General features: G+C 44.0%; 19 protein-coding genes. 6 read left to right on the top strand and 13 right to left on the bottom strand.

Translation table 11 applies throughout. The features are described 5' to 3' along the window. Positions 1–111: 111 nt before the first annotated feature. The 3 genes from holA to dnaN all read right to left on the bottom strand — a co-directional run bounded on the left by holA (position 112) and on the right by dnaN (position 4,587). The gene (holA, locus tag QT996_RS06800) at positions 112–1,068 is read right to left on the bottom strand and encodes a DNA polymerase III subunit delta (protein ID WP_333045417.1); all 957 of its coding nucleotides are present in this window, start codon (positions 1,066–1,068) and stop codon (positions 112–114) included. Then, on the bottom strand, positions 1,065–2,480 hold the full coding sequence (dnaX, locus tag QT996_RS06795; protein ID WP_333045416.1) for a DNA polymerase III subunit gamma/tau: 1,416 nt from the start codon (positions 2,478–2,480) through the stop codon (positions 1,065–1,067). Before dnaX ends, holA begins: the two co-directional genes overlap by 4 nt. A 709-nt stretch (positions 2,481–3,189) precedes the next feature. After that, positions 3,190–4,587: a DNA polymerase III subunit beta gene (dnaN, locus tag QT996_RS06790; RefSeq protein WP_333045415.1), complete on the bottom strand. Its 1,398-nt coding sequence runs from the start codon at positions 4,585–4,587 to the stop codon at positions 3,190–3,192. Between the two features lie 22 nt (positions 4,588–4,609). Here dnaN and QT996_RS06785 point away from each other — a divergent pair, with 22 nt between their 5' ends. Then, on the top strand, positions 4,610–4,828 hold the full coding sequence (locus QT996_RS06785; protein ID WP_333045414.1) for a hypothetical protein: 219 nt from the start codon (positions 4,610–4,612) through the stop codon (positions 4,826–4,828). Positions 4,829–5,292: 464 nt separating this feature from the next. Here QT996_RS06785 and QT996_RS06780 read toward each other — a convergent pair whose 3' ends face one another. From QT996_RS06780 to QT996_RS06760, 5 genes are all read right to left on the bottom strand, one after another. Then, positions 5,293–6,720 carry a DEAD/DEAH box helicase gene (locus QT996_RS06780; protein WP_333045413.1) on the bottom strand — a complete coding sequence of 476 codons (1,428 nt, stop codon included), beginning with the start codon at positions 6,718–6,720 and terminating at the stop codon, positions 5,293–5,295. A gap of 209 nt (positions 6,721–6,929) precedes the next feature. Next, complete coding sequence (locus tag QT996_RS06775; protein ID WP_333045412.1) at positions 6,930–8,171, bottom strand: hypothetical protein; 1,242 nt, start codon at positions 8,169–8,171, stop codon at positions 6,930–6,932. 457 nt (positions 8,172–8,628) lie between these two features. Then, a complete protein-coding gene (locus QT996_RS06770) occupies positions 8,629–8,823 on the bottom strand; it encodes a hypothetical protein (RefSeq protein WP_041623899.1) in 195 nt (64 codons plus the stop codon). A 143-nt stretch (positions 8,824–8,966) separates the two neighbouring features. Further along, positions 8,967–9,281, bottom strand: a complete 315-nt coding sequence (locus QT996_RS06765; protein WP_333045410.1) for a helix-turn-helix domain-containing protein — start codon at positions 9,279–9,281, stop codon at positions 8,967–8,969. Beyond that, entirely contained in the window at positions 9,253–9,600 is a 348-nt protein-coding gene (locus tag QT996_RS06760; RefSeq protein ID WP_333045409.1) for a hypothetical protein, read from the bottom strand. The genes QT996_RS06765 and QT996_RS06760 overlap by 29 nt, the downstream gene beginning before the upstream one ends. A 425-nt stretch (positions 9,601–10,025) precedes the next feature. Between QT996_RS06760 and QT996_RS06755 the strand changes: the two genes are divergently transcribed. Beyond that, positions 10,026–10,208 (top strand): hypothetical protein, encoded by a 183-nt coding sequence (locus QT996_RS06755; protein ID WP_333045408.1) that lies wholly within the window; start codon positions 10,026–10,028, stop codon positions 10,206–10,208. A 43-nt stretch (positions 10,209–10,251) separates the two neighbouring features. Further along, on the top strand, positions 10,252–10,827 hold the full coding sequence (locus QT996_RS06750; protein ID WP_333045407.1) for a site-specific integrase: 576 nt from the start codon (positions 10,252–10,254) through the stop codon (positions 10,825–10,827). 35 nt (positions 10,828–10,862) lie between these two features. Here QT996_RS06750 and dnaB read toward each other — a convergent pair whose 3' ends face one another. The 5 genes from dnaB to QT996_RS06725 all read right to left on the bottom strand — a co-directional run bounded on the left by dnaB (position 10,863) and on the right by QT996_RS06725 (position 17,682). Beyond that, positions 10,863–12,218, bottom strand: coding sequence for a replicative DNA helicase (gene dnaB / locus QT996_RS06745; protein WP_333045405.1), 1,356 nt, complete (start codon positions 12,216–12,218; stop codon positions 10,863–10,865). A 120-nt stretch (positions 12,219–12,338) separates the two neighbouring features. Then, entirely contained in the window at positions 12,339–14,042 is a 1,704-nt protein-coding gene (locus QT996_RS06740) for a hypothetical protein (protein ID WP_333045404.1), read from the bottom strand. A gap of 1,138 nt (positions 14,043–15,180) precedes the next feature. After that, entirely contained in the window at positions 15,181–16,524 is a 1,344-nt protein-coding gene (locus tag QT996_RS06735; protein WP_333045403.1) for a helix-turn-helix transcriptional regulator, read from the bottom strand. 62 nt (positions 16,525–16,586) lie between these two features. Next, positions 16,587–17,192 (bottom strand): Uma2 family endonuclease, encoded by a 606-nt coding sequence (locus QT996_RS06730; RefSeq protein ID WP_333045401.1) that lies wholly within the window; start codon positions 17,190–17,192, stop codon positions 16,587–16,589. Between the two features lie 109 nt (positions 17,193–17,301). Then, positions 17,302–17,682 (bottom strand): HNH endonuclease, encoded by a 381-nt coding sequence (locus QT996_RS06725; RefSeq protein ID WP_333045400.1) that lies wholly within the window; start codon positions 17,680–17,682, stop codon positions 17,302–17,304. 621 nt (positions 17,683–18,303) lie between these two features. Between QT996_RS06725 and cas10 the strand changes: the two genes are divergently transcribed. From cas10 to cmr4, 3 genes are read left to right on the top strand one after another with little or no spacing between them, the layout of a single operon-like run. Continuing rightward, on the top strand, positions 18,304–21,381 hold the full coding sequence (cas10, locus tag QT996_RS06720) for a type III-B CRISPR-associated protein Cas10/Cmr2 (RefSeq protein ID WP_333045399.1): 3,078 nt from the start codon (positions 18,304–18,306) through the stop codon (positions 21,379–21,381). Positions 21,382–21,384: 3 nt separating this feature from the next. Beyond that, positions 21,385–22,557: a type III-B CRISPR module-associated Cmr3 family protein gene (locus tag QT996_RS06715; RefSeq protein ID WP_333045398.1), complete on the top strand. Its 1,173-nt coding sequence runs from the start codon at positions 21,385–21,387 to the stop codon at positions 22,555–22,557. Continuing rightward, positions 22,557–23,435: a type III-B CRISPR module RAMP protein Cmr4 gene (gene cmr4, locus QT996_RS06710; RefSeq protein ID WP_333045397.1), complete on the top strand. Its 879-nt coding sequence runs from the start codon at positions 22,557–22,559 to the stop codon at positions 23,433–23,435. The genes QT996_RS06715 and cmr4 overlap by 1 nt, the downstream gene beginning before the upstream one ends. The last annotated feature ends 10 nt before the right edge of the window (positions 23,436–23,445 follow it).

Raw genomic sequence — 23,445 nt, 5'->3', positions numbered from 1 at the left:
ATCTGTAGGGTACGCCGCACACCTTATTGCTACCAATAGTGTTGCAAAGCAGTTTTTGCCTCCAAGATTGTTAATGAAAGACTGCCGAATTAACTCGGCAGCGCTTTCCTGTTATTTAAGGTGAGTGAGTTGAGTGATGCTGAGCAAAGCAGGCAACATCGAGTCAGGCTTATCTCCTGTTTTGAGAGCGATTTCTAAATCAAACAAAATGGAGAGCGATCGACTTAAGAAGTTCGCAGATACTTCCTTAACCTCCTGCTTAAGGAAATACAGCCGTTTGGGGTTACTAATTCCGCACATACTAGCAATTTCGCTATCAGAACGTTGTTGGTCGGAATTGAGAGTAGCTTTTACCCACAACCAAGTTTTAAACTGAGTTTGAAGAGTCGCGATAATTGCTAAAGGAAACTCGGCCCGAGATAGCAATTCATCAAGCACCTTAATTACCGCCACTGCTTGACCTTTTAAAAGAGCTTCGGCAAGTTGGAAACAGTTGGCTGTGGTAGCTGGAACGAGGATTTTAGCAGCTTCTTTCGTAATGCGAGCGCCTGCTGCATAAATGGCTAATTTCTCTAGTTCACTGACTCTTCTAGCAGAATCGTTGCCAATTGCTACTGCTAGATAGCTGACAGCATCTCTGGCAATTGAGAGATTCTTTTGTTTAGCAGTAGTAGCGATCGCACTTTCAATCAAATCAGTACGCCAAGGGGGAATGAGAGTAAACTCCTTAAGTTTACCAAACACCAATAAATGCTTGACTACCTTGAGCCGTTTGTCGATAACAGCAGCAGTGAAGACTAAGTGCGTTGTAACAGGTAATTGGGGCAAAATTTGCAGCAATTCTAGCCCCATTTCTCCAAATTGCTTGAAATCGCAATTTTCAACGACAATAAGTTTGTTTCCACCGCCGAAAGGAACTGAAGCAGCAGCAGAGAGGGCTGCATCCAGGGAAGAAGCATCGAAGCGGTGGATGTTGAAATCTCGCCATAGAGGATGAGTTTGAGTCTTAAAATTTTCAACTTCTCGTTCAATTGCGTAGGTATCATTCCCAATTAGGATGCTAATCATGCTGCTAATTCCTCCTGTTGTTTGACAGTTACAGTAACAGAGCGGCCTAAAGCTTTAGTAACGATCCGCTGCACGGATTCAAGGTGACTCTGAAACTTGTTCGCGTATTTTCTTTCTACTGCTAACACACATGAATCAGCCGAAAGTTCGGCAATTTGAGCGCGGTTTAAGAGGCTACGATTGCCTGGTTTCGCTGCTGCTACTACTTGCGCCCAAGTTGTCTCAAAGTCAGGAGAATCTGCCTCTATTTTTTGAGGGGTTTTATCAAAATTGTCAGGCTGATTAGATGGGAAAGTTGCCGGCAATCGCGTTTCGGGGGCAGCGGGTTTGCTTGACAGCATCAAGTTCAGCAGACAGACTTCTAACCAAGTAGCAGCATTGGTGCTAGTTCTCAATTGAAATTCTGATTTTTGCAATTGTGTACAAGCCGCATCAATTGTTTCAAAATCGAGATGAAGAGCGAGCGAGCGCAGTTGTGAGTAGCCTACTGGCCCTGCAATTAAATTCTGGCAGTGGCGCGTTGATTTGACAATGAGCAAATCTCTCATTGCTGCTAGCAAGCTGCTGAGAATAAGTTTAGGGGTTTTGCCGCTGTCAATGATCGTTCTCGAAGATTGCAGTACGCTTAAGGTATCGCCAGAATGAATGGCTTTGAGAAGGGCGATCGAGTCTTGCTCGCTGATGCTGCCAGATACTTCTGCAACTTGAGTTAGGGTAATCTCTGAGTTTAGCAGTGAAAGCTGAGAGAGTAATTGCAAGGCATCTCTTAACCCTCCGTCGCAGGTGCGAGCGATCACCCGCATGGCCTCACTTGCGATCTCAATAGATTCAGTGGAGCTAATTTTGTGCAATTGTCCGACAATAGCATCAACTGACAAGGCTCGGAAGTTAAAAGTTTGGCAGCGGGAGATAATTGTCGGCAACACTTTATGTGCTTCAGTCGTACAGAGAATAAATACCACATGAGCCGGAGGTTCTTCAAGGCATTTGAGGAGAGCATTTTGAGCGCTGGTACTGAGTTGGTGGCACTCGTCTAAAATCCAGATGCGGTAGCGGCTCAGCGCTGGAGCAAAGTTGCTGTGTTGTATTAATTCTCTGGCATCATCCACGCCATTGTGAGAGGCAGCATCGATTTCAGTTACGTCTAAGCTTGAACAGGAGTCAATGGTTTTGCAGCTTGAACATTCTCCGCAAGGAGTGGCGGTTGGCTTTTTGCTATTCAAACAATTGAGGGATTTAGCAAGAATGCGAGCGGTTGAAGTTTTGCCTGTTCCTCTGGGGCCAGTAAATAGGTAAGCTTGAGCAATTTTGTCGGAGGTGATGGCATTGGTCAAGGTTGTTTTGATGGTGTCTTGACCCACTAATTCTTGTAGGTTTTTGGGGCGGTATTTGAGGTGCAGTGGTTGGTACATTTTGAGTCGTTAGAATACTTCTGGTAACTATTCCCCGATAGGGGAGCCGTGAGCCGTGCCTGAAGTTAAACTCATATGACTTACGCATAAGCTCTATCTGTAGTATAAAAATTGTGCATTTTACCGCTACCAATAGTGTTACCAAGTATTTTTTGCGTAAGTCCTGGCTCAGTTGTTGGCGTTGGCGCGCCGAACACACTACCGCAAGAAAAAATTGCTAAACCATCTGCTGCTGAGATACAGCAAAAAAGCACGGCATGAAGGAAAAATCGAAAGCAAAAGGTTTGAGCGAGTGGAAACTGATTCCAGATCCCAATACTGGGGCAATTTACACCCCGCTTACTTGCGATGTAGGGAGTTTTAAAGATGCCAATTGTCGGCTGTCGCGAGCTTATTTAAACCAATGGAGAGAGACATTAAAACTCACTAATTTACCAGCAAAATCGTTGCTTAGCTAAAAAAAAAGTAGTAAAATATATGTGGTGTTTGTAGACAATTTACTGTGGTATGGGCAAAAACCACTTAAACCCTCCTAATTTATAAGTAGTTGGACAGAAATATTTACCCAGATATAATTTTGTAAGGCTCACAGGAAGAAAATTTTAGATTTTATTTTGTGTAATTAATTCTGTCCAACTACTTACAGCAATAGGCTCCGAATTTTTGCAGGAGAGGGCATCAAATATAGATGCCACTCCCACATGCACGACTATTCTTGCGGAGCGACAATATATTCGCACTCTAAAGCCTCTGTACCCGACGCAGGCGTTCCAAACGGTGCAATCAGTAGGGGAGCGGTAGGAGTTGCCATTAACACCCGCAAATCAGAGCTGGAAATTGCTTTGGCTGTATCAATCAAATAGCGGATGTCACACTTGAGACAAAACTCACAACCCCATAGCTTGGCATCAACTGTCTCAGTTCCTGAACTGAGAGTATTGTTGAGTGATGCTCGCACTTGTTGGGCATCTAAATCGAATTCTAAAATAGCTGTTAGGTGAGACTTGTCGCTGTGAGAAGCTAACCTCTCTAAGGCTTTTAAAAAGCTCAGCCTCTCAACCACCACTTGATGGCTAAATTGATGCCGATAGGGAGCGATAATTTGGTCACAAATTGGATATTGCCCTTCTAGCAACTTCGTTGTCAACCGCCAATTATTCCACTCGAATGCGACAAAATTACTAGGTTCCTCTGGCAAACCTTCATAGTAAATCGTAACTTTGTCAGCAGAATTCAAAGAACGCTCCAATAACCGGAGTACCTTAGCAGGGACAGTAAAATTAACTACTTGACGGCTCAAAAGATAGGAATTGCCGCTTTCGTTCAATCCTAAAACCATTGCTATCCGATGCCCATCTGTCGTCCAAACTCTCAGTTGATCGAGTCCTCTGTCTGCGTCGTGACTGAGTTGAAAATTCCCTCCTGTTAAAATGCGTTTGTTTTCCTCAGAACTTACAGCAAATAAGCTAGCTTTTAGGACAGAAATTAACACGCTAGCAGGAAGCGTTACAAGTTTCTGTTGAACGCTGGGGATAGCCGGAAATTCGTCCGCAGCTAGCCCGCGAATGGCGTGCTTGCTTCTTGACGCACTCAGAGTGGCACTGACTGATGGAACGTGGCTTCCTTTAATAATTTCAGAAGAACTCTTTAAGGTAAGGCTGCCGTTAGGAAATTTTCCCAGAATGTCAGCAAGTATGGGTGCGGGGAGGGTAAGCTTTCCAGATTGATTGACATTCGCACCAAAGCTCACTTGCATTCCAAATTCTAAGTTGTAGGCAGTTAGATGCAAATGTTGAGTTTCTGCATCAGCTTCAATCAAAATATTGGACAAAATGGGATGGCTGCTATTGCTGGGAATGATGCCTTTCAGGGCTTGTATATAATCGTTGAATTCTCTTGAATTGCAGGCAACTTCAATAGCTGATGGGAGAGTAGAAGGGGAAGGCAATATTGCCTCATTTGACAATGTTTCTAGAGAAGGAGCATCGACGGCTGGAAGTGCTGCAAAATTTGTGCAAGTTTGCGAGGCTTCTACTTTTTGTGGAGAGATTGTTAAGGGTTCGCAAACCGAGTCAGTTTCAGTTGTTGCTTTGACTGATTTCTTCACAGTTTTGGCAGAATTATGTGCTGTGGCACTCGAGCGTTTTTTCTTAACTGTTCTCTCCAAATTTTCCTCTTTAGGGGGTGTTCCTGTTAGTCGAGATTTTGCCATAATTAGTCTGGTGTCAGGGGTGCGATTGGCCGCTGCGGTAGCAGCACTTATTCAGGTTGTTGAGAAAGAGGAGTGGGAAGGGGAAGGAGAAGGAGAAAGAGAAGGAAAAGGAGAAAGAGAAGGAACCCACGCTTAAAAACATAGGATTGAAGGGTAGACATTTTGTATCTAACTCGGTGGGTATCGATACAATTATTGATTTTTTGAGCGTTGCTATCAACCCACAACTAAAGTTTTTTTCTCCATCTTTATCTTCTCTTTCCCCTTGCCCTTTCGTTTCCTTGTTCGCCTTATTTTATAAATAGGACTTACGCACAGACTCTACTTTAGGAATTACGCAACTGGCATAGTCCAATCGATTTGTAGGGTGCGTCAGACTTTCGTTATAAGGCGATTATCGAGGGTTTGGGATAGTAGCGCACCTTACTAATTGTGCCAGTTGCGCCCAGGACTGTACTTGTAGGTGCTGATGGCACACGTTACTACTACAGATAGTGTAAAAATTGATTTATGCAGCCTAAGTCCCGATGGAGAAGCTTTTTGAAAGTTGAGTGTTACTGACTGTTTTCTACAAACGTATGTGCCTCTTGGTTGAAGACTTTACCTCTTGGTTGAGAAGTTTACATTGTACTTGAGAATTTTATTGTTTGAGTACGAGTCATTGGGGGCAACAAATAATATCCGATATCGGCAGCGGCTTGCACCGACATAATAAAGTCGATGGTACTCTTTAAGTTTCTGTTGACTGCTCAAATCTTGACCGATTAACAATCTGCTGAAAAGGTCGCTTCCGTCAATGCCAACTTCATCAAAAGTGCTGCCTTGCGAATTGTGAATAGTCAGAGCAAAGCAATTGTTAATTTCAGCAAACAAGTCATCTTTGAACCAGTAATATTTCCTCCAAAGAAATCCATTGCGTTTAGCACTCTTTAGCTTTTCTTTAAGTTCAGCCTGGTAGCGCTTATTTTCAGACTCGTGCAGGACAAAGATTTGCCGAAATAAACCGTCATCAGTCACAATTTTTAGCAGCCAAACTCGATAGCCTCCGTGCTGGTTAATCTCAACTTCCTTGACGGTAAATTCCGTTGAAGTCGGTAAAATTACGGTTTTGCCGTCAGGTGCCATGACGGGTTTTTTGGTAATTAGCCTTTCTCCCGGTACAAATTGGGGTGCAGCTTGACCGTAGACTTGTTCTCTGATAAGCTGATTGTAGTATCTGACTCGTTTGTTAGTCCAGCACAGAATTCTGAAACGATCGGGATTTTGACTAAATTCTAGATCGATCGTTTTGACGGCATATTGTAGCAGCGTTTCTGATTTAACTTTGAATGCACCGTTTGACTTGTCTCCTTTTTTGTATTTAGAGTGTGGCAAAAATATGTCTGCTTTGCTATTGACAAAAGAGCGGCATTCTGTTATGAAATCGAGCACAGGGCTTTCCCCTGCTTGCCTGACAACTTTGGTCAGTACAGCTTTATTGGTAATGCTGAAAGCAGGCGACTTTTTGTCTCCTACAGGATTGAGTTGAGCGGGGTCGCCCATTAAAATTAGCTTGCGGTGATTGAAGAATGTGCGTTCAAAATTGCGTTCTATCCATTTCCACAATTCGCTTCCAACCATCGAACATTCGTCGAGGAAGATGATATCGTAGAGGTGAAGGCTGCTGGAACTTGTCTGTGACAAGGCTTTTTCTTGTTCTTTTCTGACCATGCCTAATCCTAAAAGTTGGTGTATTGTCATAAAATCAACTCCGAAAATGCCTTGAGACGCTGCCATTTTTCTGAGGATGCCGACTGCTTTGTTAGTAGGTGCTGTGAGGGCAATGCGTTTGCTTTGACTCAAAAGTTCTTGGATAATTTGAAAAACAATTGTGGATTTTCCAGTTCCTGCATAGCCGCACAGCAAGAAGAATGACTCGGTAGTGGTTAGAAAGGTTCTCAATTTGTCGAGGGCTTGCTGCTGTTGCGGTTTGAGCGTGAAGGGAAATTGTGTAAGTTTTTGGGGTTGTTCGAGTAAGGTTTGAATCATTAGTTAGCGTCCGTTACTAATTTTATCAACCTCTGATTAAGCGTTAGCTTGACGGGGAAGTCTTTCAAGAGTAGGTTTTTTAGATTCCGGGCAAGGAAGATTCCTAAGTCTTGTTAATAAAACTTTTAAGACAAATAGGAAATTTTTCTGTTTTTTGTCCCAGCAAAAAAGCACCGTTTACACCCTACGGAGTGCTCGCTACTTCCCACTCATCTCCTAAATGGCATCCTTTCTAAATCAAGTTTAACAACTTTTTCCAGAGCTTCAAGACGCTTATTTAATGTTTTATGTCGGGGACATTCTACAGCATACTCATATTTAGAACCTGTATGTTGCAGTTCATAAATTTGGCACTCAATTAAGTTGCTCAAGTTGCCGACTAGCTTTTTGACAGGTATTAGCCACGCTTTAGCTAGTGCTTTAGTACGAAACCCAATCCAAGCTGTAAAGTAGGAGCCGTCTTCGCTAATTTGATAAGCCACATTGGGCGATAATTTAACAATAGGTTTGATGCGGGCAATACCCAAACCTTTGAGTTCTCTCAAGCTGTAACTTAGGAGTTCTCCGCTGTTCCACTGGATGTGAAATGGACGTGGCTCTTCAACGTTCAAGTGTTGGACTCTCCCCATTCGTTGAAATCCTTCTCGGTGCTGTAAAATGCAATCTCCCTCTCTAAATCCGTAGAAGCCTTGTTTCTTTGTTAGGTTTTCTAACTGCTGCTTCCAGGCTTCTTCCCAAGCTATGTCAAAGTCCAAAAGTTGGTAATTTTCTTCGTTCAATTGTCGAGCCAGTTTTTCTTTTAACTGCTGTTTGTGGATTGGCATAGCGAATTCTAAAAAGTTGTCTGGTACTTCGAGAGCTAAATGCGTTTTAGCTCTGATTCTGATATCGGTAACAGATAAATAGCTGGCGGCTTTTAATTGTTGGGGTGTCGGGATATCTATGGTACAAATTGTCGGGTAGCCGGGAAACAGGTTGATGGGAAAGTGATACAATTGGTCGAGAGCCGAGATGAGAATGTGGTGTTCGGTCAGGGATTCTACTTTGAAAGGAGTTGCATTGCTGAATTGTACCTGGTCGGAATTAGCCAGTACGATGGTTGTGCAAGTTGGAAGTTCTCCAGCAGTCTTTTTAGGGATAAACTGAGGAACGAGGGAGATTGTGAGGGCGCGGATTTCGTCGAGGTTATAAGTCCAAGAAAATGAATCTTCGCCGGGACTTGCGTCCCAAGTAATTGTCACAGGTTTTTCAGTTTTGTTGAGAGAAGTAACAATACCGTATTGGTTGCCTGTTTTTACGATATCGTTTAATTTGAAGGGATGTTCTTCAGCAGGTGCATCCGCGAGAAAAGGAAAAATTACTGCAATCACTTCTTTAATTTGAGGGGAGTGCTGGCTTACTGATTCAGGAAAGGTTTTGTGGGGGTTGATATTAGAGTTGTTAGCATTCATAACCGTAAGAAGTGGTGAGCTCTTAACTTCTCCCGCTAGGGGGTAGCTTTTAACTTAGAGCGTTTCTCAAGCAATGGTTCTTGCTTCTTGCATTGCCGGAAATGACTTAGCTGTTGTTAGAGGGGGGACTCTGTTGCAATCGCCAACTATACTGGTATCAGCCAGCCCTAGGAGCGTACAGCTATCAACTTTAGGATTATTACTCATATAATTAGAGAAATCGATACAAAATGCGATGGCTCCTTTGCGTCAATTAAAACTCTAATAACAAGCTCTAGTTAGTAGAGTTTAACAAACCCGGTTTTGAGCATCTATCACTCCAGTTAACAGCCCCCAGTAGATAAAAAATTACCCCAGCTATCAGTAGGAGCTGTAGCTGGGGTAATTCGCCCGAAAGCGGATATATTAATCTAACACAGCTATATCGATTAATTCGATTTCACATAGAGCTGCGTCGTTATTCTTTAGGCAAAGTAGGCTTGGGTGGGATGTCAAAAACAATCACAAATGTGAATTCTTTGACAAACCGCTGCAAAACCCGAAAATGATCGTCTGCATCCCTCCTCCTGCGAAATCGCGCCACAACAATACGCTGACAATTAGGAAGCAGCTTAATGATGCACCACGGATGCAATCTCTCAAAATAAGTCATTTTAACCTCACCAGCGACAGTAATAGGTTGCGTTCTTTTTTCCTTGCTTGCCATTACGCTAGTTGAGAGAATATTCTTCAAGACAGGTCACGCTGACCTTGACAATTAATTAGGTTTGTGCTTTAAACTGCTCAAATTCTCTTCTAACGCACCTTCTTATCTTCGGAATGCGGACACAGCAAGTTCGCCAGTACGTCGGGAATCTCCTCAAAGTGTTCCAGCAGAAAATCCATTACTGCCAAATGGCGCAAATCAACAGCAGTAGGAAATCTTCGATTTTTCCCCCGCTTAAACCAACCCTGTACTGTCGAATCAGAGCGGGAACAAATGGAGGCAATTTGCTCGTAACTTACCCCCCACTTGACATAAAACTGTTTCGGCGTCATTCCCAATTGGCATTGGCTGTAAACTGCAATCAAATTGCGTTCTCTATCTGTCAAAGTAGGCGGCTTTTTCATCCTCATACCTCTCTAAATCTTCTTCCCACGCCGTGTCAAATTGACACCAAGCTGTACTCTTGGAATTAGGAGCCAGCCAAATTACGTAGCACCACATCCAGCAGCAACGGCGCGGTTCGTAGTTGTAAAAATTGCCAATAACTATTCCCCAGTCACCTTCTTCACCAACATCTGCCCAGCGCACCATCTCGCCACACTCAAAGCGCGGGAGATGAATTTTGGCAAAACTTGCAGGCAACTCAATTGAAGGTGGTATATCATTCAAATGTTTTAGTGGCAGGGCCGAAATCAAATCTCGCTTTCCTTTTGAGATTGACATGAGTTTTTAACTGTGCATCGACTGCAACAGATTTGTTTTGATAGGTTTTTATGCCAATTTCTTGATCAAGAAATTGCAGCGCGATATTTCCTTAAATCAATCAATTGGAATCTATATTTGACCGACTATTTTCCAATTTTAACTCTGGCTAGGTTATCAATTTTTTGAAATCCCGCCCAATCGCGTTGATATCAAATCCGGTTGCAGCAGACTTGTATAGTAAAGGTGTAGTTGCTTTCGTCAGTGAGGTGCGATGATCGACAAACGTCTCCAAATCGAACCACACCCGGAAGTAGAAGAACTATTGGAGAATATTGAGGACTTGTTCTTCAGAATATAACCAGCCAGCAAAAAAGGTTGCAGGTAGAATCAAACAATAGTATAATTAGATTAGTTACTAATAATTTTCTTGGTGGCGCGGTGTTATGAACGCCCAAAAACCTGTTACCTTCAGAGACCTCATCGACGCGATCGCTACCTTGCCGGTTATCAACTTTCCCGAGAATTCGAGTCAGTTGAATAGCAATAAGCGGGAAGTGAGTTGCAACAAGCGCCTCCGATTGTCCAGAAAGCGATTGAGCCGGATTTGGTTGGGCATCAAAGAATAGAAGCCAGTTAGCCTACTTGACGTAAACTCCCTTTCGTCCAATAATGAAGGAATTTACTCTAAGAGGCTGCGCCGTGAAGGTTCTTGGGAATGGGCGCGCTAAGATTTTGACGCCCGCAGAAATTGACCGACTGTTTGACCGGGGTTTTATGACAGCAAGGGACAGGCTTTTGTTTGCTGTAACTTTTTACTGCGCCTGCCGCATTTCAAAGGCGTTAGCTTTAACAACTCACGACATTGTTGGGGGGTCAGTCACGTTGCGAAAAGCGACGACAAAGGGGAAATCAGCAACGCGAACGCTGCCGCTCCATCCTATGCTGGCTAAGTATTTAAAGGCTTACAATCCAGATGTGGGTTTTTTGTTTCCGGGGCGAGACAATACGAAGCCTTTGACTCGCGCCGCATCGGATGTGATTTTTAAAGAAGCTTGCAAGCGGGTAAGAATTAAGGGGGCTTCAACACATTCGATGCGGCGGACGGCGCTGACTAATTTGAGCAATGCGGGGGTGCCGCTGCGGGTGATTATGGAGATTTCGGGACACAAAAATTTGTCGAGTCTCCAGCGCTATTTGGAGGTACAGCCGGAACAGCTTGTCAAGGCGATTGGACTTTTGAAGTAAGGCGACAGAGCTCAATATTTTCCTGTCCTTTAATATTACGGCAGTTTATAGATATTCCGAAACCGACAGCATTCAGCATCAAACAGCAACTTAACCGTTCCCGTTCCGCTATTGCGCCCTTTCAATCCAATAATTTCAGCGATTCCCCCATCAGGAGAATCAGGATTGTAATAATCGTCCCTGTAAACTCCAAGCACAACATCCGCATCCTGTTCAATTCCACCAGAGCCACGCAAATCCGATAAACTTGGACGCTTGTTCGTGCGAGTCTCTACCCCCCGATTGAGCTGAGAAAGCAGCACAACCGGCGCGTCAACCTCGCGAGCCAAAATCTTCATCTGCCGCGTAATTTCGCTAATTTTATTGACAACATTTTCATCCGCCGAATTCACCATCAATTGCAAGTAATCAACAATTACCAAACCCAATGGGCCGCGCTCACAAACAAACTCCCTAACTCTGGAACGAATCTCCAAGGGAGACGGTTCCAAACTTTCGTCTATCCAAAAATCAGCATCGCTAACTTTCCCCAAAGCCGAAGCTAGCACTTCGTACTTACCAGCTAGGTTAACTTTCCTGATATCTTTCACCGACACCCCACTCTCAAGTGCCATTAGTCGCGCTGCCAAGTCCCGACCTGGCATTTCCATCGAAAACATCAAAACTCGACCGTTCGTGGGGAGGGAAGCAATGTTGTACCCAAGCGCGCAAGCCAAAGCTGTTTTGCCGCTGCCGGGGCGACCTCCTATGACAATCAATTCGCCTCGGTAAAATCCCCCTCCCAATAGGTCGTCGAGGTCGTAAAACCCCGTGCTGATTCCAGGACAGTAGTTAGCAGTCTCCAAGCGCTGTTCCTCAATTTCATCTAGATATCGCCAAAGTTCGTGGCAGTATTCCGAAAGAGGCCGAATAGCTTTCTGTCGCTCTTCTTTGTACTTATTGAGGACAAAAATCTTTTGCTCGGCTTCATTTAGTATGGCATCCAATTCGGTGGAAGTTTCGTAGCCAAGCTGCACCAGGTCATTACCAATTTTGATGAGTTCGCGCCGGACAAACTTGTCCACGACTAGCAAGGCATATTGGTCGATGTTGACGGCTGAAACAGTTCGGTCTACCAGCATTACCAGTTTAGTTTGACCTCCTACTACTTCCAGCAGGTTGTGGTCGTCGAGGAAAGTGGTGACGTTCATCAAGTCTGTGGGCTGCTCTTTAGAGTGCAGCGCTAAAGCGGCCCGATAAATGTGTTGGTGGACTGTAATTGCTAACGCTTCGGGACGCAGAATATTTGCGACTCGGTTAATGGCGATTGGGTCGATCAAAATTCCGCCTAAAATTGCTTCCTCTGCATCAATATTAGTCGGCATAATTTTGTCAACAAAACTGACTCCCATATCTGGTACTCTCCTTTGAGATTGTTGTTACTTGAACTGTGTTGTTAGTTAGTTGCCTACAGAATTGGAAACTGTCTACAGGAATTGAATAATCAGTGTTTTCACAGCTAGGTCTCATAGCTAAGTAGTAGACAATTTGTTCAAAATTTGTTTGAGTTGCTGAGGAAATCGATGCATCCACTGCAAGTAAATTTGCTGCTGAATACCTAGCGCGGCAAAAGCTTCTTTGCCTAGTTGCTGGAACTGTTCGCATAACGTTCGATGAGTTTCTAATGGCATATAATGAGGGTCAACATAATCCTCAGTTATTCTTGTTGTCTGTGCAGAAGGAGAATTTTTTGGAGTTGGAGAAGAGCCTGTTGAAGCTGGAGACGAAACAACATTTGTTGGGTTCGAGTTTTGAAAACCGTTAGTTTTCTCCCACCAGCGACCGCGCAAACAATCAACGACCCACCCTGAAGGGTTGGATATTTGCTTTGTTTGGCTTCGGACTTGCAGCAAGTTTATGGCGGCGTGGATTTCGTTTAAGCTGTGCTGGAGGACACAAATTTTTAATTCAGAATTCATGCCTCCTGTGGCTCGCGTAACGGCTTCGACAATTTCAGTTGCATCGGGATTGGCAATTGCAACCGCTTCGATAATTTCAGTTGTCTCGGAATTGGCAATTGCAACCGCTTCGACAATTTCAGTTGCATCGGAATTGGCAATTGGAACAGCTTCGACAATTTCATTCGCATCGGGGTTGGCAATTACAACCGCTTCGATAATCTCAGTTGCATCAGGATTAGTAATTGGAACGGCTTTGACAATCTCAGTTGTCTCGGAATTGGCAATTGGAACAGCTTTGAGAATCTCAGTCGCATCAGGATTAGTAATTGGAACGGCTTTGACAGTTTCAGTCGCATCGGGGTTGGCAATTGCAACCGCTTCGACAATTTCAGGAACTTGGGGAGTAACGGGCGAAGATATTTCAGGACTTAACGGAACAGCTTTATTGGTAGGTATTGGTGATTTGGCGGCAGAGATTGTTGGATTGTCGAGGCTGTTGAGTTCTGTCAGCAGTTTTTGCGGGGGTTTAGAGGTCAAACCTCTTTGTTCTGGAGTGCAAGGCATTGCCACATCGACTGCCTGACTGTTATCTGAATTAATTCTCAGACATTCAGCGGTTGGGGGGGAACATTTATTTTCACTAAAGGTTTTTAGTTCTTGTTCTGAATTTTTATTTAATTCAGTGCTTTTAGATTTGATCTCAGTTACAAGCTGTGGTTTTTTATCTGGTGATGTTAAATTTTCTTCCTCTTTAGAAAAATTAAAAAAAACAGCAGCAACATTTTCAGTGCTTTGCTGTCCTTTTTTATCCTCTGTAAAGAGTACGGCACCATCAGGGTTTGAACCCCCTGTTTGCTCAATTTTTGGCTGGTTCAGTCGATTTTTTGACTGCTTGCTCAGTTTTTGGAATTTTGAATTGGTGTGAGTGAAGGGGCGAACGTCGCCCAGGTGCTGCACTGCTATGCGGAAAATGCCACGCCCGTAGTTTTTGAGAATTTTGACCAAGCCGAGTTTTTCGAGCTGTCTGAGGGCTGCCCGCCTGGTGTTAGGGCTATAGGGCTTGCCGTTTCGGACTCTTGTGGCTCGTTTTTCGCCCAAGGGGATGCAATTGATGTCGATTTCCTCTGGTTTGCCGCCGATGCAGGTTCTGTACAGGTAGAGGGCGAGTTTGAGGGCGCTGGGGGTAGCGCCTTCTAGTATGTCGGCTAGGGCTTCGTAAATTGCGGCGTGTCGGGCGAATGGCGGTTTGTGCCAGGTAGTTGTATCTGCAACCATTTTTTGTTCCGGGGTAAAAATGAGCGTAAATGTCCCTTCATGCGACTGTGACAGCCGCAAGGTTTGCCAGAGCGGTTGTTGTGAATTTGACCGCGGGCTATTGAGCGCGAATGCAGCGCTCGCTGCACTCAACAGGATTTCGGGTTGGCTTCAACAACCAGGTGTGGTAGTAGTTCCGCCGGAACTCGATTCATAGCGCCGTCGCTTGAACTATCGGCAAACTTTAGCGAAGCGGTTTTAAGGTCTTGTACTTTTGCGATCGCTTTTTTGTAGCGATGCAGTTGTCCTAAATCCAGCAGTGTTGAGACTGACCGCCCCGCTAAAAGATGAGAAAGGGTGCGCGACTATTTTTTCAATCCTGCCAGACCAGCCGATACGGGATTTGGTGGCGAATCAGTCTAATAAGACTGATCAGAGTTGTTCTAAAAGCTGAAAACTTTACGTGGTAAGAGTTTCAAAAATGACTTGTCGCGGCATTCTAGAGGTTTTGTCGCGGCATTCTAGAGGTTTTGTCGCGGCATTCTAGAGGTTTTGTTCTAACGCTCAAACTTGTATGGGGTATGGACTTGAGAGCGATTTTAAATACCTATTTTTTTTAGAACAAGTTTCAGAACAGTCGGAGCATCTTTTGCCGAAAAAAAAACCAGCCGGGAAAGGTGGGTTTGTAGGGTCGCTTTGGTGAGAGTTATGTCCTGGACACACGGGTGGTCATCACCTAGCCCTGTCTGGCGTGTTAAATCAGAACCGGAGAAAAAGGATAAAACCGCTATTTCACGTTCGGGTTTTTGAGACTTCGATCAAAAAAAATTGTTTTTCGGAACTTGGACTCACAATCAAAACGCTGAAACTTAGTAACCTCGTTCCTCACGCCAGACAGGGCTAGTGGTCATCACCTGAGTTTGATGGACGAGAATACAGAGGCTACAGCCCTTGAACCGGGGAAAAAACTAAGGTGATGGCGATGTTAGTCAAGCTCTGCTTGCTGTCGCTGTTTGAGCGTAGAATCCCCGTCTCTTGACTAGCGGGGAGTATGTCAAATTAGGACTAAGGCTAAGCATCATCAGGATAGAGGCTCTTCAGGGGGGGTTGCCCCTACTTTCACACCGTATATTGAGGCTGTGCGTAAGTCCTAAATATGTCAATCTGAAATGCTTAACAGATGCCAGATTTGGGATTCTAGTTCTGGTGCAGGGATTCGCTCCCCACGTTCCAACATAGATACATAACGCTGCGACACCCCTAGCCAGCCAGCCAATTGTGCTTGAGTCCAACCTTTGGCTGTTCTTGCTTCTTTTATCTCATTGCTTGTCAGTTTAGGTTTGGGAGCTTCTTTCAGGCGGGGTTGAACCTGTTTGAGTTCAGCTTTGCTTGCCAGGAGTTGGGGGATAGGTGCTGGCGGATGGATGGTAATTTTGGCTGCCAATAGCGTGTCAAAGTATCCTCGTTTTTTTCGATCCTTGCTACCGGGTCTCAGCCATTCTGGGTAGGTCTCTTGGTCAAACTCGATTTGAAACGCTCGCTGGAGTTTCAACAGCACTTCCAGGGTGTGATTCCAGCTATTCATCAGCGTGTAAGCTTTTCTACGGTCAGACCGGGCTATATCGATTACCGTTTGGGATAGGAGCGCTTTTAGAAGGGTTTCCACTTTGTAACTGCCACTGGTGTGAAATCGGCTTTCCATCGTCAGATGAAGTGCTAAGCGCAAAGCCAGTTCATCATGGTAGGCATCGATTTTGAGAATCTCCTGGGCTAAATAGCCAAACTGATACAAGGCTTCTTTGGCGAAGTAACCTGCTTTGTTCAAGAAGGCATGAGTCCAGAGCCCCGGTTGGACTGTGATGTAGACTTCATCAGGCTGCTCTATTTTGCCCTCCAGATTCTGCTGACCTGTTAACTGAATTTGAATATTCCACATTCGCGAGGTGTCAACGCTGGCTCTAATTCCACCTTTTTTGTGTTTGCCTTCAACCCATGTGGCTTTGATTGCTAGGCAACCTAGAGCATATGCAGTTTTAGCTAGTTCATTCAGTTTTTTAGACGCGGGCAAGTCTGTGCGTTTGTCCCAGCCCATTTCCTTGATTAAGTCACTGCCTTCGAGAGTGAATAAGCTTTCCCACGGCTCTTCTTGTCTCATAATGTGAGCAGCAAAAATCAGGTGCAACTTGGCAGCGGTCAGCCCAAACTTGTCAATAATTTGCATGGCCTCTTCTAAAGGCAGCAGTGTGATGTCGCCGGGGTTGGCGATGTAGTGCTCGATGATGTTGTTGGGGTTGCCCTTGGCTCGGTGTTGGAAGTAGCCGACACCTGAAGGGTATTGCTGCCACAAGTCTGTTCTCAGTTGTGCGTGGAGGCTGGATACCATAGGAGGGGGTGTCGCAACAGGGGCGATCGGTCTACTCTGGTACAGACGAGGTTCTGTGATGGGTTTGTCTGGGGTATCTCTAACTTTAGCCAGATTTTCTGAGCTGGTGCTGTCACTCATAGTTTAGTCAATAGTTAGAACCTAGTATTTTACTTAGTGAGTTTTTAATAAATTCGAGAATTTTAAGTCGGCATAATGTCGTCAAGTTGCAATTGTAAATTGGGAAATAGGTAAGAATAAATCGGCTCTCCCAAGCGATATTGTTGCTGCTGGTAAACTCCATCAACCAACTGGCAGACGGTGAAAGTAGGTTGCTTGGGAGAGCCGATAAATTGCAAACCCCCCAAGCCTCGAAAGTCCACAATCCAATATTCTGCAATCTTCAAAAAAGCGTATTCTTCCACTTTTCTTGCATAATCATCTTGCCAATTAGTGCTGACCACTTCGGCAACAAGCTTAATTGTACTATCTTTACAAATCACTGGTTCTTTTTGCCAAAGGGGTTCACTACTAAGTTCTGCTTTATCTAAAACAACTACATCAGGACGCAGCGCTGTGGCCTCAGCGTATAGGGGTTTTATTAAACAATTTTTTGGAACCAACCAATTGAAATTACCACGAAAAATTTCTACGTAAATTCTACCAGCAATACTACCTGCCACCGCTTCGTGAGGACCAGTAGGTTCCATGTCTCTGAGTTCTCCATCAATGAGTTCATATCGTGTATTATCCCCATATAGGGCAATAAACTCCTCAAAGCTAAGTAGTTTGGATGGGGTGTATGTCATAAGTTATTTTTTAATGGGAAGTAGCTTAATTAGAAGTTTTGTGGGGTAGGAAGTAGAGTTCTGTTAAGTTTATTATACTCGCTCGATTGCATCACCGCCTTCGAGCTTGTCAAACTAATGGAGGCGGATTGCGCTCTGATAAATCGCCTCGTGCCGATTCCAGAGAACCATCCATTATATTCCAATCAATGTCATCATCGGGGAACAGCGATAATTGTCCAGGCGAGACGTTGGATTGCCCGCGGTTGTGGTAAGAAAGATGACACGCAGTACAAAGGGCTATTAAGTTTTCTGGGCGATTGTCCTCCGGTATTCTGTTGCGGTGGTGTACTGTCAAAGTTAGGGAACATCGTTCGGACTTGGTTAAGCTACTTTTCTTACCCGGTCGGAGGCATTGTTGGTTGCATTTAGCACAGCGCCAAAGATCACTTTCTTTCACCGATAACGCAATTTCTTGCCAATTGTCGGGATACCTCTTGGGTTTTGTCATAGCTCATTTCTCACTACTCTTGCGGCGATCGCTTTTGTTGCCATCACTCAGAAGCCATTAAGTCAAAGAGTGCTGTAAATTCGCTCAATCTTCCATATCTCTTAACGCCTTCGTCACTATTATTCCACGCTTGTCTCACTTAAGAGCGATCGCCATTTAGAATGCACAAAGTACAGAAAGTTGCATCAGGCGAAACCAGGGACAAAATCGATCGCTCAAAAATAGTCCTTTGAAGTTCATAAAAATTAGCGCTCGCGCAGCGGGTAGCAACCGTTTCAGACTTTTTTGGTAGTGTCGTTGCTAATCAAAAATCACCCATAAAATTCTACTTACTATTGACATATTTCGTTATTTAAAGTATGAGTATCAATAGCAAGTAGATTTGCGACAACTGAAAATTAATCTCGAACACCATATATCCAGGCTGTACGTAAATATTAAGAGTTTTTAAGCATTCTGCTGTCACACTTGCTTGGGGCGGTGTCTCTGTGTTCGCCCTAAGCTCGATCGCAACTCTATTGTATCTACCTGTAAACCTATATATTTCGTCATTCGCACGACAACAGGCTCAGCTACAAACCAAAGGTGTTACCTTAACTTTATTGGTTGAGATTGCAATAAATGAACTACTACCACCGTAAGCTTTATGCCTTGTTACACGACTCGGAAAATCCAGAAACGTGTTTGTCTATATGCAGACAGTTACAGTGTTTGGAAGGGCAATTAGAGCAAATAAATACTTCGGATTTGTCGTTACCGCAGGCGATCGCAGATTCTTCCGATCGCGTAAATCTTCCTAGTAATATCATAAATAGCGCTACTTGTCAAATCCGACACCCGATTAGCGGCCAGTCGCAAACAGGGATTAACAGTCAATTACCTGCGATCGGCGATTTGGGTGCGATCGCCCAAGAATCAGATGTTAAAAAAGTATTCTGGTGGTTTTGGCGCTTCTCTCCAGAGATTTTAGCAAAAAAACAAACCGATGCTCTATTAGTTCCCGCCCACAAAATTCTCCCAGATTGTCCGATTCACTCCCACAAAGCAACAGTTTCCGCTTTTACAGGCGCGATGTTTCCCGATGGGGAGTCCGCTGAAAAAGAACATCCGTATTTATTGTTATTTACCTTTTCACCAGTCCAAGAATTTATTAAAGCATCGCGCAAGTTTTTAGACTTCTGGGCTGGGTCATACTTGCTGCACTATTTAGCTGCTAAAGTCTGCTGGTACATTGCCGATAAATACGGCCCGGATGCAGTAATTACGCCTTCGTTGTGGGGTCAGGAAATTATCGACGCGCTCATTCTCAAAGAATATTCTGACTTTGCCGAATTTTTCAAACAATTGCAGTCAGACAGAACTCCGGTTACTCGTTTTCAAAACCGACAATCAACCAGTTTGAGTACCGCAGGCTTTCCCAATACGATTACCGCCTTAGTTCCTGGTAAAGCAGCAGCAGAACAATTAGGTGAAGAACTGGAACTACAGCTTAAAAAAGAATGGCAAGATATCGCTCAAAAAGTCCGAGAAGACATAAAAACAAAAGCGATCCAATGGTTGAAAGTTGGGGAAAATAGAGATAAAATCGCCGAATTGGGTTTCAATACTCCCGCTGACGACCGAAATATCCAAAAATGGCAGCAACATGGATGTTGGGAATGGAATCGTCTTTGGGAAGCTCAAATCAATAATTCTTGGGAAGCTTATTGGACAGCCGTTCCTTTAGGTGATAACGGTCAATCGCTGATGATTGAAGAAGAAGAAAACGGGGAATTTAACAAGGATTGGAAACAAGCGCAAGAGGCGATCGCACCTTCTCGTTCCAACCAATCTACTCCAACTGCACCCGAAGAAACGTTTTACAAGACTCTTAATGTCGGTACTTGGTGGGGCAACGTTCAATCACGTCTTGGTCGATTAATTCAATCAATCAAAAACACGCGCACTTGGCAAATTCCTGCCGCACCGGGGGAACGTTCTACACTTTCCGGTCAATACAGTGCAGTGCATCCCAATTTACTTTACAGAGATGACTTTTGTGAAGGTGGGGGAGTATCGGCGGGTTCGATGCGACTTTTTTGGCAAGTAATGGCAAAGGTTTATCCGGGGGTATTTAACGGTTCCGAAAAACTGAATGCGATTGAATTAACAAAGCGCATGGCTTGGGGATACGGTGGCGTAGCTGAATCTTTGGGAATTACGATTAATAGAGATGAATCTGCTGGAGGCGATCGTATTGACTATGAGAGTTTAATTCGCTTTCCTAATTTAAGTTCTATCGCGGCAGCAAAATTTGCCCACAACAACCCTCAACTAATTCGCAAATATTGGATTAACTTGCGTCTCAAATTAAAGAATGCTGTTGACTCCAATGGCAATAAAATCTTTAACTCAAAACAGCTTAAAAATTTTCGTCGCCGCACTCGCCGTCCCTTTCAAGTACCAAAAACTGATGCTGTTATTCTTGGGCACAAGCAACAAATTGTCAAAAGTGACAAGGGTTATAACGGAGTTATGTTTTCTAGCAAGTGGCTGGCTGAAGATATGAGCTTGGAGGGAGAACAACTTGAAACTATCAGAGAATTGGTCGAGCGAGCGCATAAAGACAGCGGTTTTGGCGATGGCAGTCCGGGTGATTGGTGGGCAATTGTCCTTGCTGACGGCGATAGCATGGGCAAATACGTATCTGGTAGCAAACTGGAAAATTATGAAAAATATATAGTGGAGGATTACCTAGAAAATACCGAGCATTTGCAAGGCTTGAAAGAAACTAAAAAGCGCATGGGACCAGCTACTCATGTCGGATTAAACCGCGCTTTATTAGATTTTTCAAATCGGTTAGTTCCTTACATCACAGAAAAGCGATTTTGCGGTAAAGTTGTTTACAGTGGCGGCGATGATGTAATGGCAGTATTGTCGCTAGCCGATTTACCAGAATATCTCTTGTCACTGCGAGCTGCTTGGTGCGGCAGTCAAGACCCATTTAATGAATTTAATCATCTCGCTGAAAACGGAGATTCAACAGGATACTGGCAACCAAAACAACTGATAGAAGGATTGCCAAATCGCCCTCTTTTCACAATGGGTAAAGGGGCAACCATGAGCGCAGGAATTGTAATTGCTCACAAGAGCGTACCTTTACCCACAGTGCTAGAAAGTCTCTGGACTGCTGAAAAGGAAAGGGCTAAAAAATTACCTGGTAAAGATGGCTTGTGCTTTCGCGTAATTTACGGAGGTGGCAATATCTTGGAAGCGGTAATGAAAGGTGATTTATTAGAGTCTTGGTACGGTTTTATCAACTCTCCCACAGAGGAACTCAGCCCGCTACTTTATCGCCTAGCTGAAGAATTGCCGCAGCGTGCCTGCGTTACTGAAAGCAGTCAATTATTTGAGAAAGCAGCACGAGTAATTATCAAAGGTCGAGATAAAAGTAAGACGCTGGCTGAAGATGTTGAAGCATCCCTACTAGAATGGCTGAAAGCTTGGGAAGAATGGGTGAAGAGTTTAAAACCTCAAAAACCAGATTCTCAAAAACCTGCTCCTCAAAAACCTGATTTAAGTTTAGAAGATTGGCTCAGAACAAGCGGGGCTCAAAAAACTTTAGGAATTCAACCGCAAGATTTGGGTAATTTGTTGAGATTCAGTGCTTTTTGGGTAGACAAGATGGTGCAGCAAGATAAATGGGGAAGAGGAGAGTAACTGATGGACGATTGGATAAATTGGTACGCGATCGAACCTTTAGATGTGCTGCTGTTTCGGGAAGCTAAACCTTTCGTGCCGGGGGAAGGTTCCTGGGCAAAAGGACAATTTCCGCCAATGCCTGTTACAGTTTTTCAGGCTTTGCGATCGCTGCTTCCTTTAACTGCTAAAAATGATGAAAACAAGCAGCGCAATATGAAATTTATTGGTCCGTTTCTAATGGACGAACGAAATCAAATGTGGTTGCCGACTCCGAAAGATCTATTAGCGGTTAAAAGTAAGCCAGAAAATCAGCAAGAAACACCAGAAGACGATTTAGACGAAGAAACAGATAATTGGGACAGAACCCTACGCTTTCAGCCGATGACTCCTGAAGCTATGGAAAAATTAGGTTTTGATAAAGATAAACTGCCACCGATGGTAACTCCTGCACTCAACCAAAATGAATTTATTTGCCGGCCTCAGACTTGGATTTCTGCTGAAGCATTAAGCCAATACCTTAAGGGAGAAACACTAAAACCACCAAAGGATGAAAAACAGAAGTATTTTCACCCAGATCCTTGGAGCCTTCAAATCATGCCGCACATTCAGATGAAATCGGGGGAAAGACAAGTTAAAGAAGACGAAGGATATTTTACTGAAGTAGCGGTGCGATTGCATTCGGGTTGGAAACTGGTAGCTGGAATGAGCCACAAATTAGAAAAAACTGAGGTTGTGCGCTTGGGAGGTGAAGGACATCGAGCCTTGGTTTCGCCATTACCAGATTTTAAACAATGGCAGCCTTTAGAGGGTTTTACCGAACCAACAGAAGCCAGCAATACAGAAGCCAGCAATTTTGCTTATTTACTGACGCCGGGACTTGCGGAAAAAGAAACAGCGGTGTATGGAGTTTATCCGAAAAGTTGGCAAGGTTTGCTGAGTGGATGTGCGAGCGATCGGGCTTTACTTTGGGGGGGAGTATCTAGCATTAAGCGGCGAAGTCTCAACTCCTCAAATAACGGAGATACTGAATTTGCTTTGCTACCACAGCGGGCATTTGTGCCACCAGGGACGGTTTACATTTTTAATGAGAAACTGCCTAAAAAAGATGAAAGATTATTACCATCAGGGGGCGGGAGTTGGCTGAAAACTTTTGAACAATTAAATTACGGAAAACTACTGTGGGGAACGAGATAATGAATACTTACATAACTTACTTACACCTACTTACTGCTTTGCACACTGGAGGTAGTGCCAACGAAGGCAACCTCATGGGAATTGCCCGCGAAGTTCATACCGAATTTCCTTATTTACCTGCTTCTTCTTTGCGGGGAAAAATCCGCTCTGAATTAGAACGCAGTCACGAAACCGAAGCCGGAATTTTTTTCGGACAAAAAATTACAGGCGGGCAACAACCTACAGAAGGAGAAGTTTGGTTTGCCGATGCTACTCTTCTATTTTTCCCCATCGCTTCATTAAGTCACCATCTGGTTTGGATTACTTGTCCCCTGTGGCTCGATCGCTGGAATCGCTGGTTAACAAATTCTCCTTTGACTGGTTTAATTAAACAATGCCGAGAAAGTATTACTGAAGAACAACCTGCTTTAGTTAGTTTTCAAACCAACAATCTTTACCTGCAAACAGCACTCTTAAGACAGCAGCATCTAAATCTACTAAATCAACTTGAAAAAAATACTCTTGACAAGGAACTGAAAGAATTAACAGGCAATAATGGACTTATCGGTCAGTTAATCAACAAATTAGTAGTTTTGAGCAATGAAGATTGCGTGGCGTTGGTAGAAACTGGATTGCAAAGAGAAGTGCGGGTAGCTTTGGAAGAAGGTAGCAAAACAGTAAAAGGCGGTTCCTTCCGTTCGGAAGAAGCGATTCCGCCAGAAGCAGTGTTGTTCTTTCCTTGGGGAATGAAAGCAGCTAAAGATGCTGAAAAAACTAAAAATATTCGCCAAAAACTCCCAGAAATACTGACAAAAAGGCTGCAATTTGGAGGTTTAGAAGGTTTGGGTAGAGGTTGGGTAGATTTGAAGACAATTAAAACATCGATCGACATAGCATAACTAACGAGGG

The sequence above is a fragment of the Microcoleus sp. S13C4 genome (assembly GCF_036700865.1).
GTDB lineage: Bacteria > Cyanobacteriota > Cyanobacteriia > Cyanobacteriales > Microcoleaceae > Microcoleus.
Note: the sequence above shows the minus strand (reverse complement) of the source record. Positions and strands in the feature narration are given on the sequence as shown.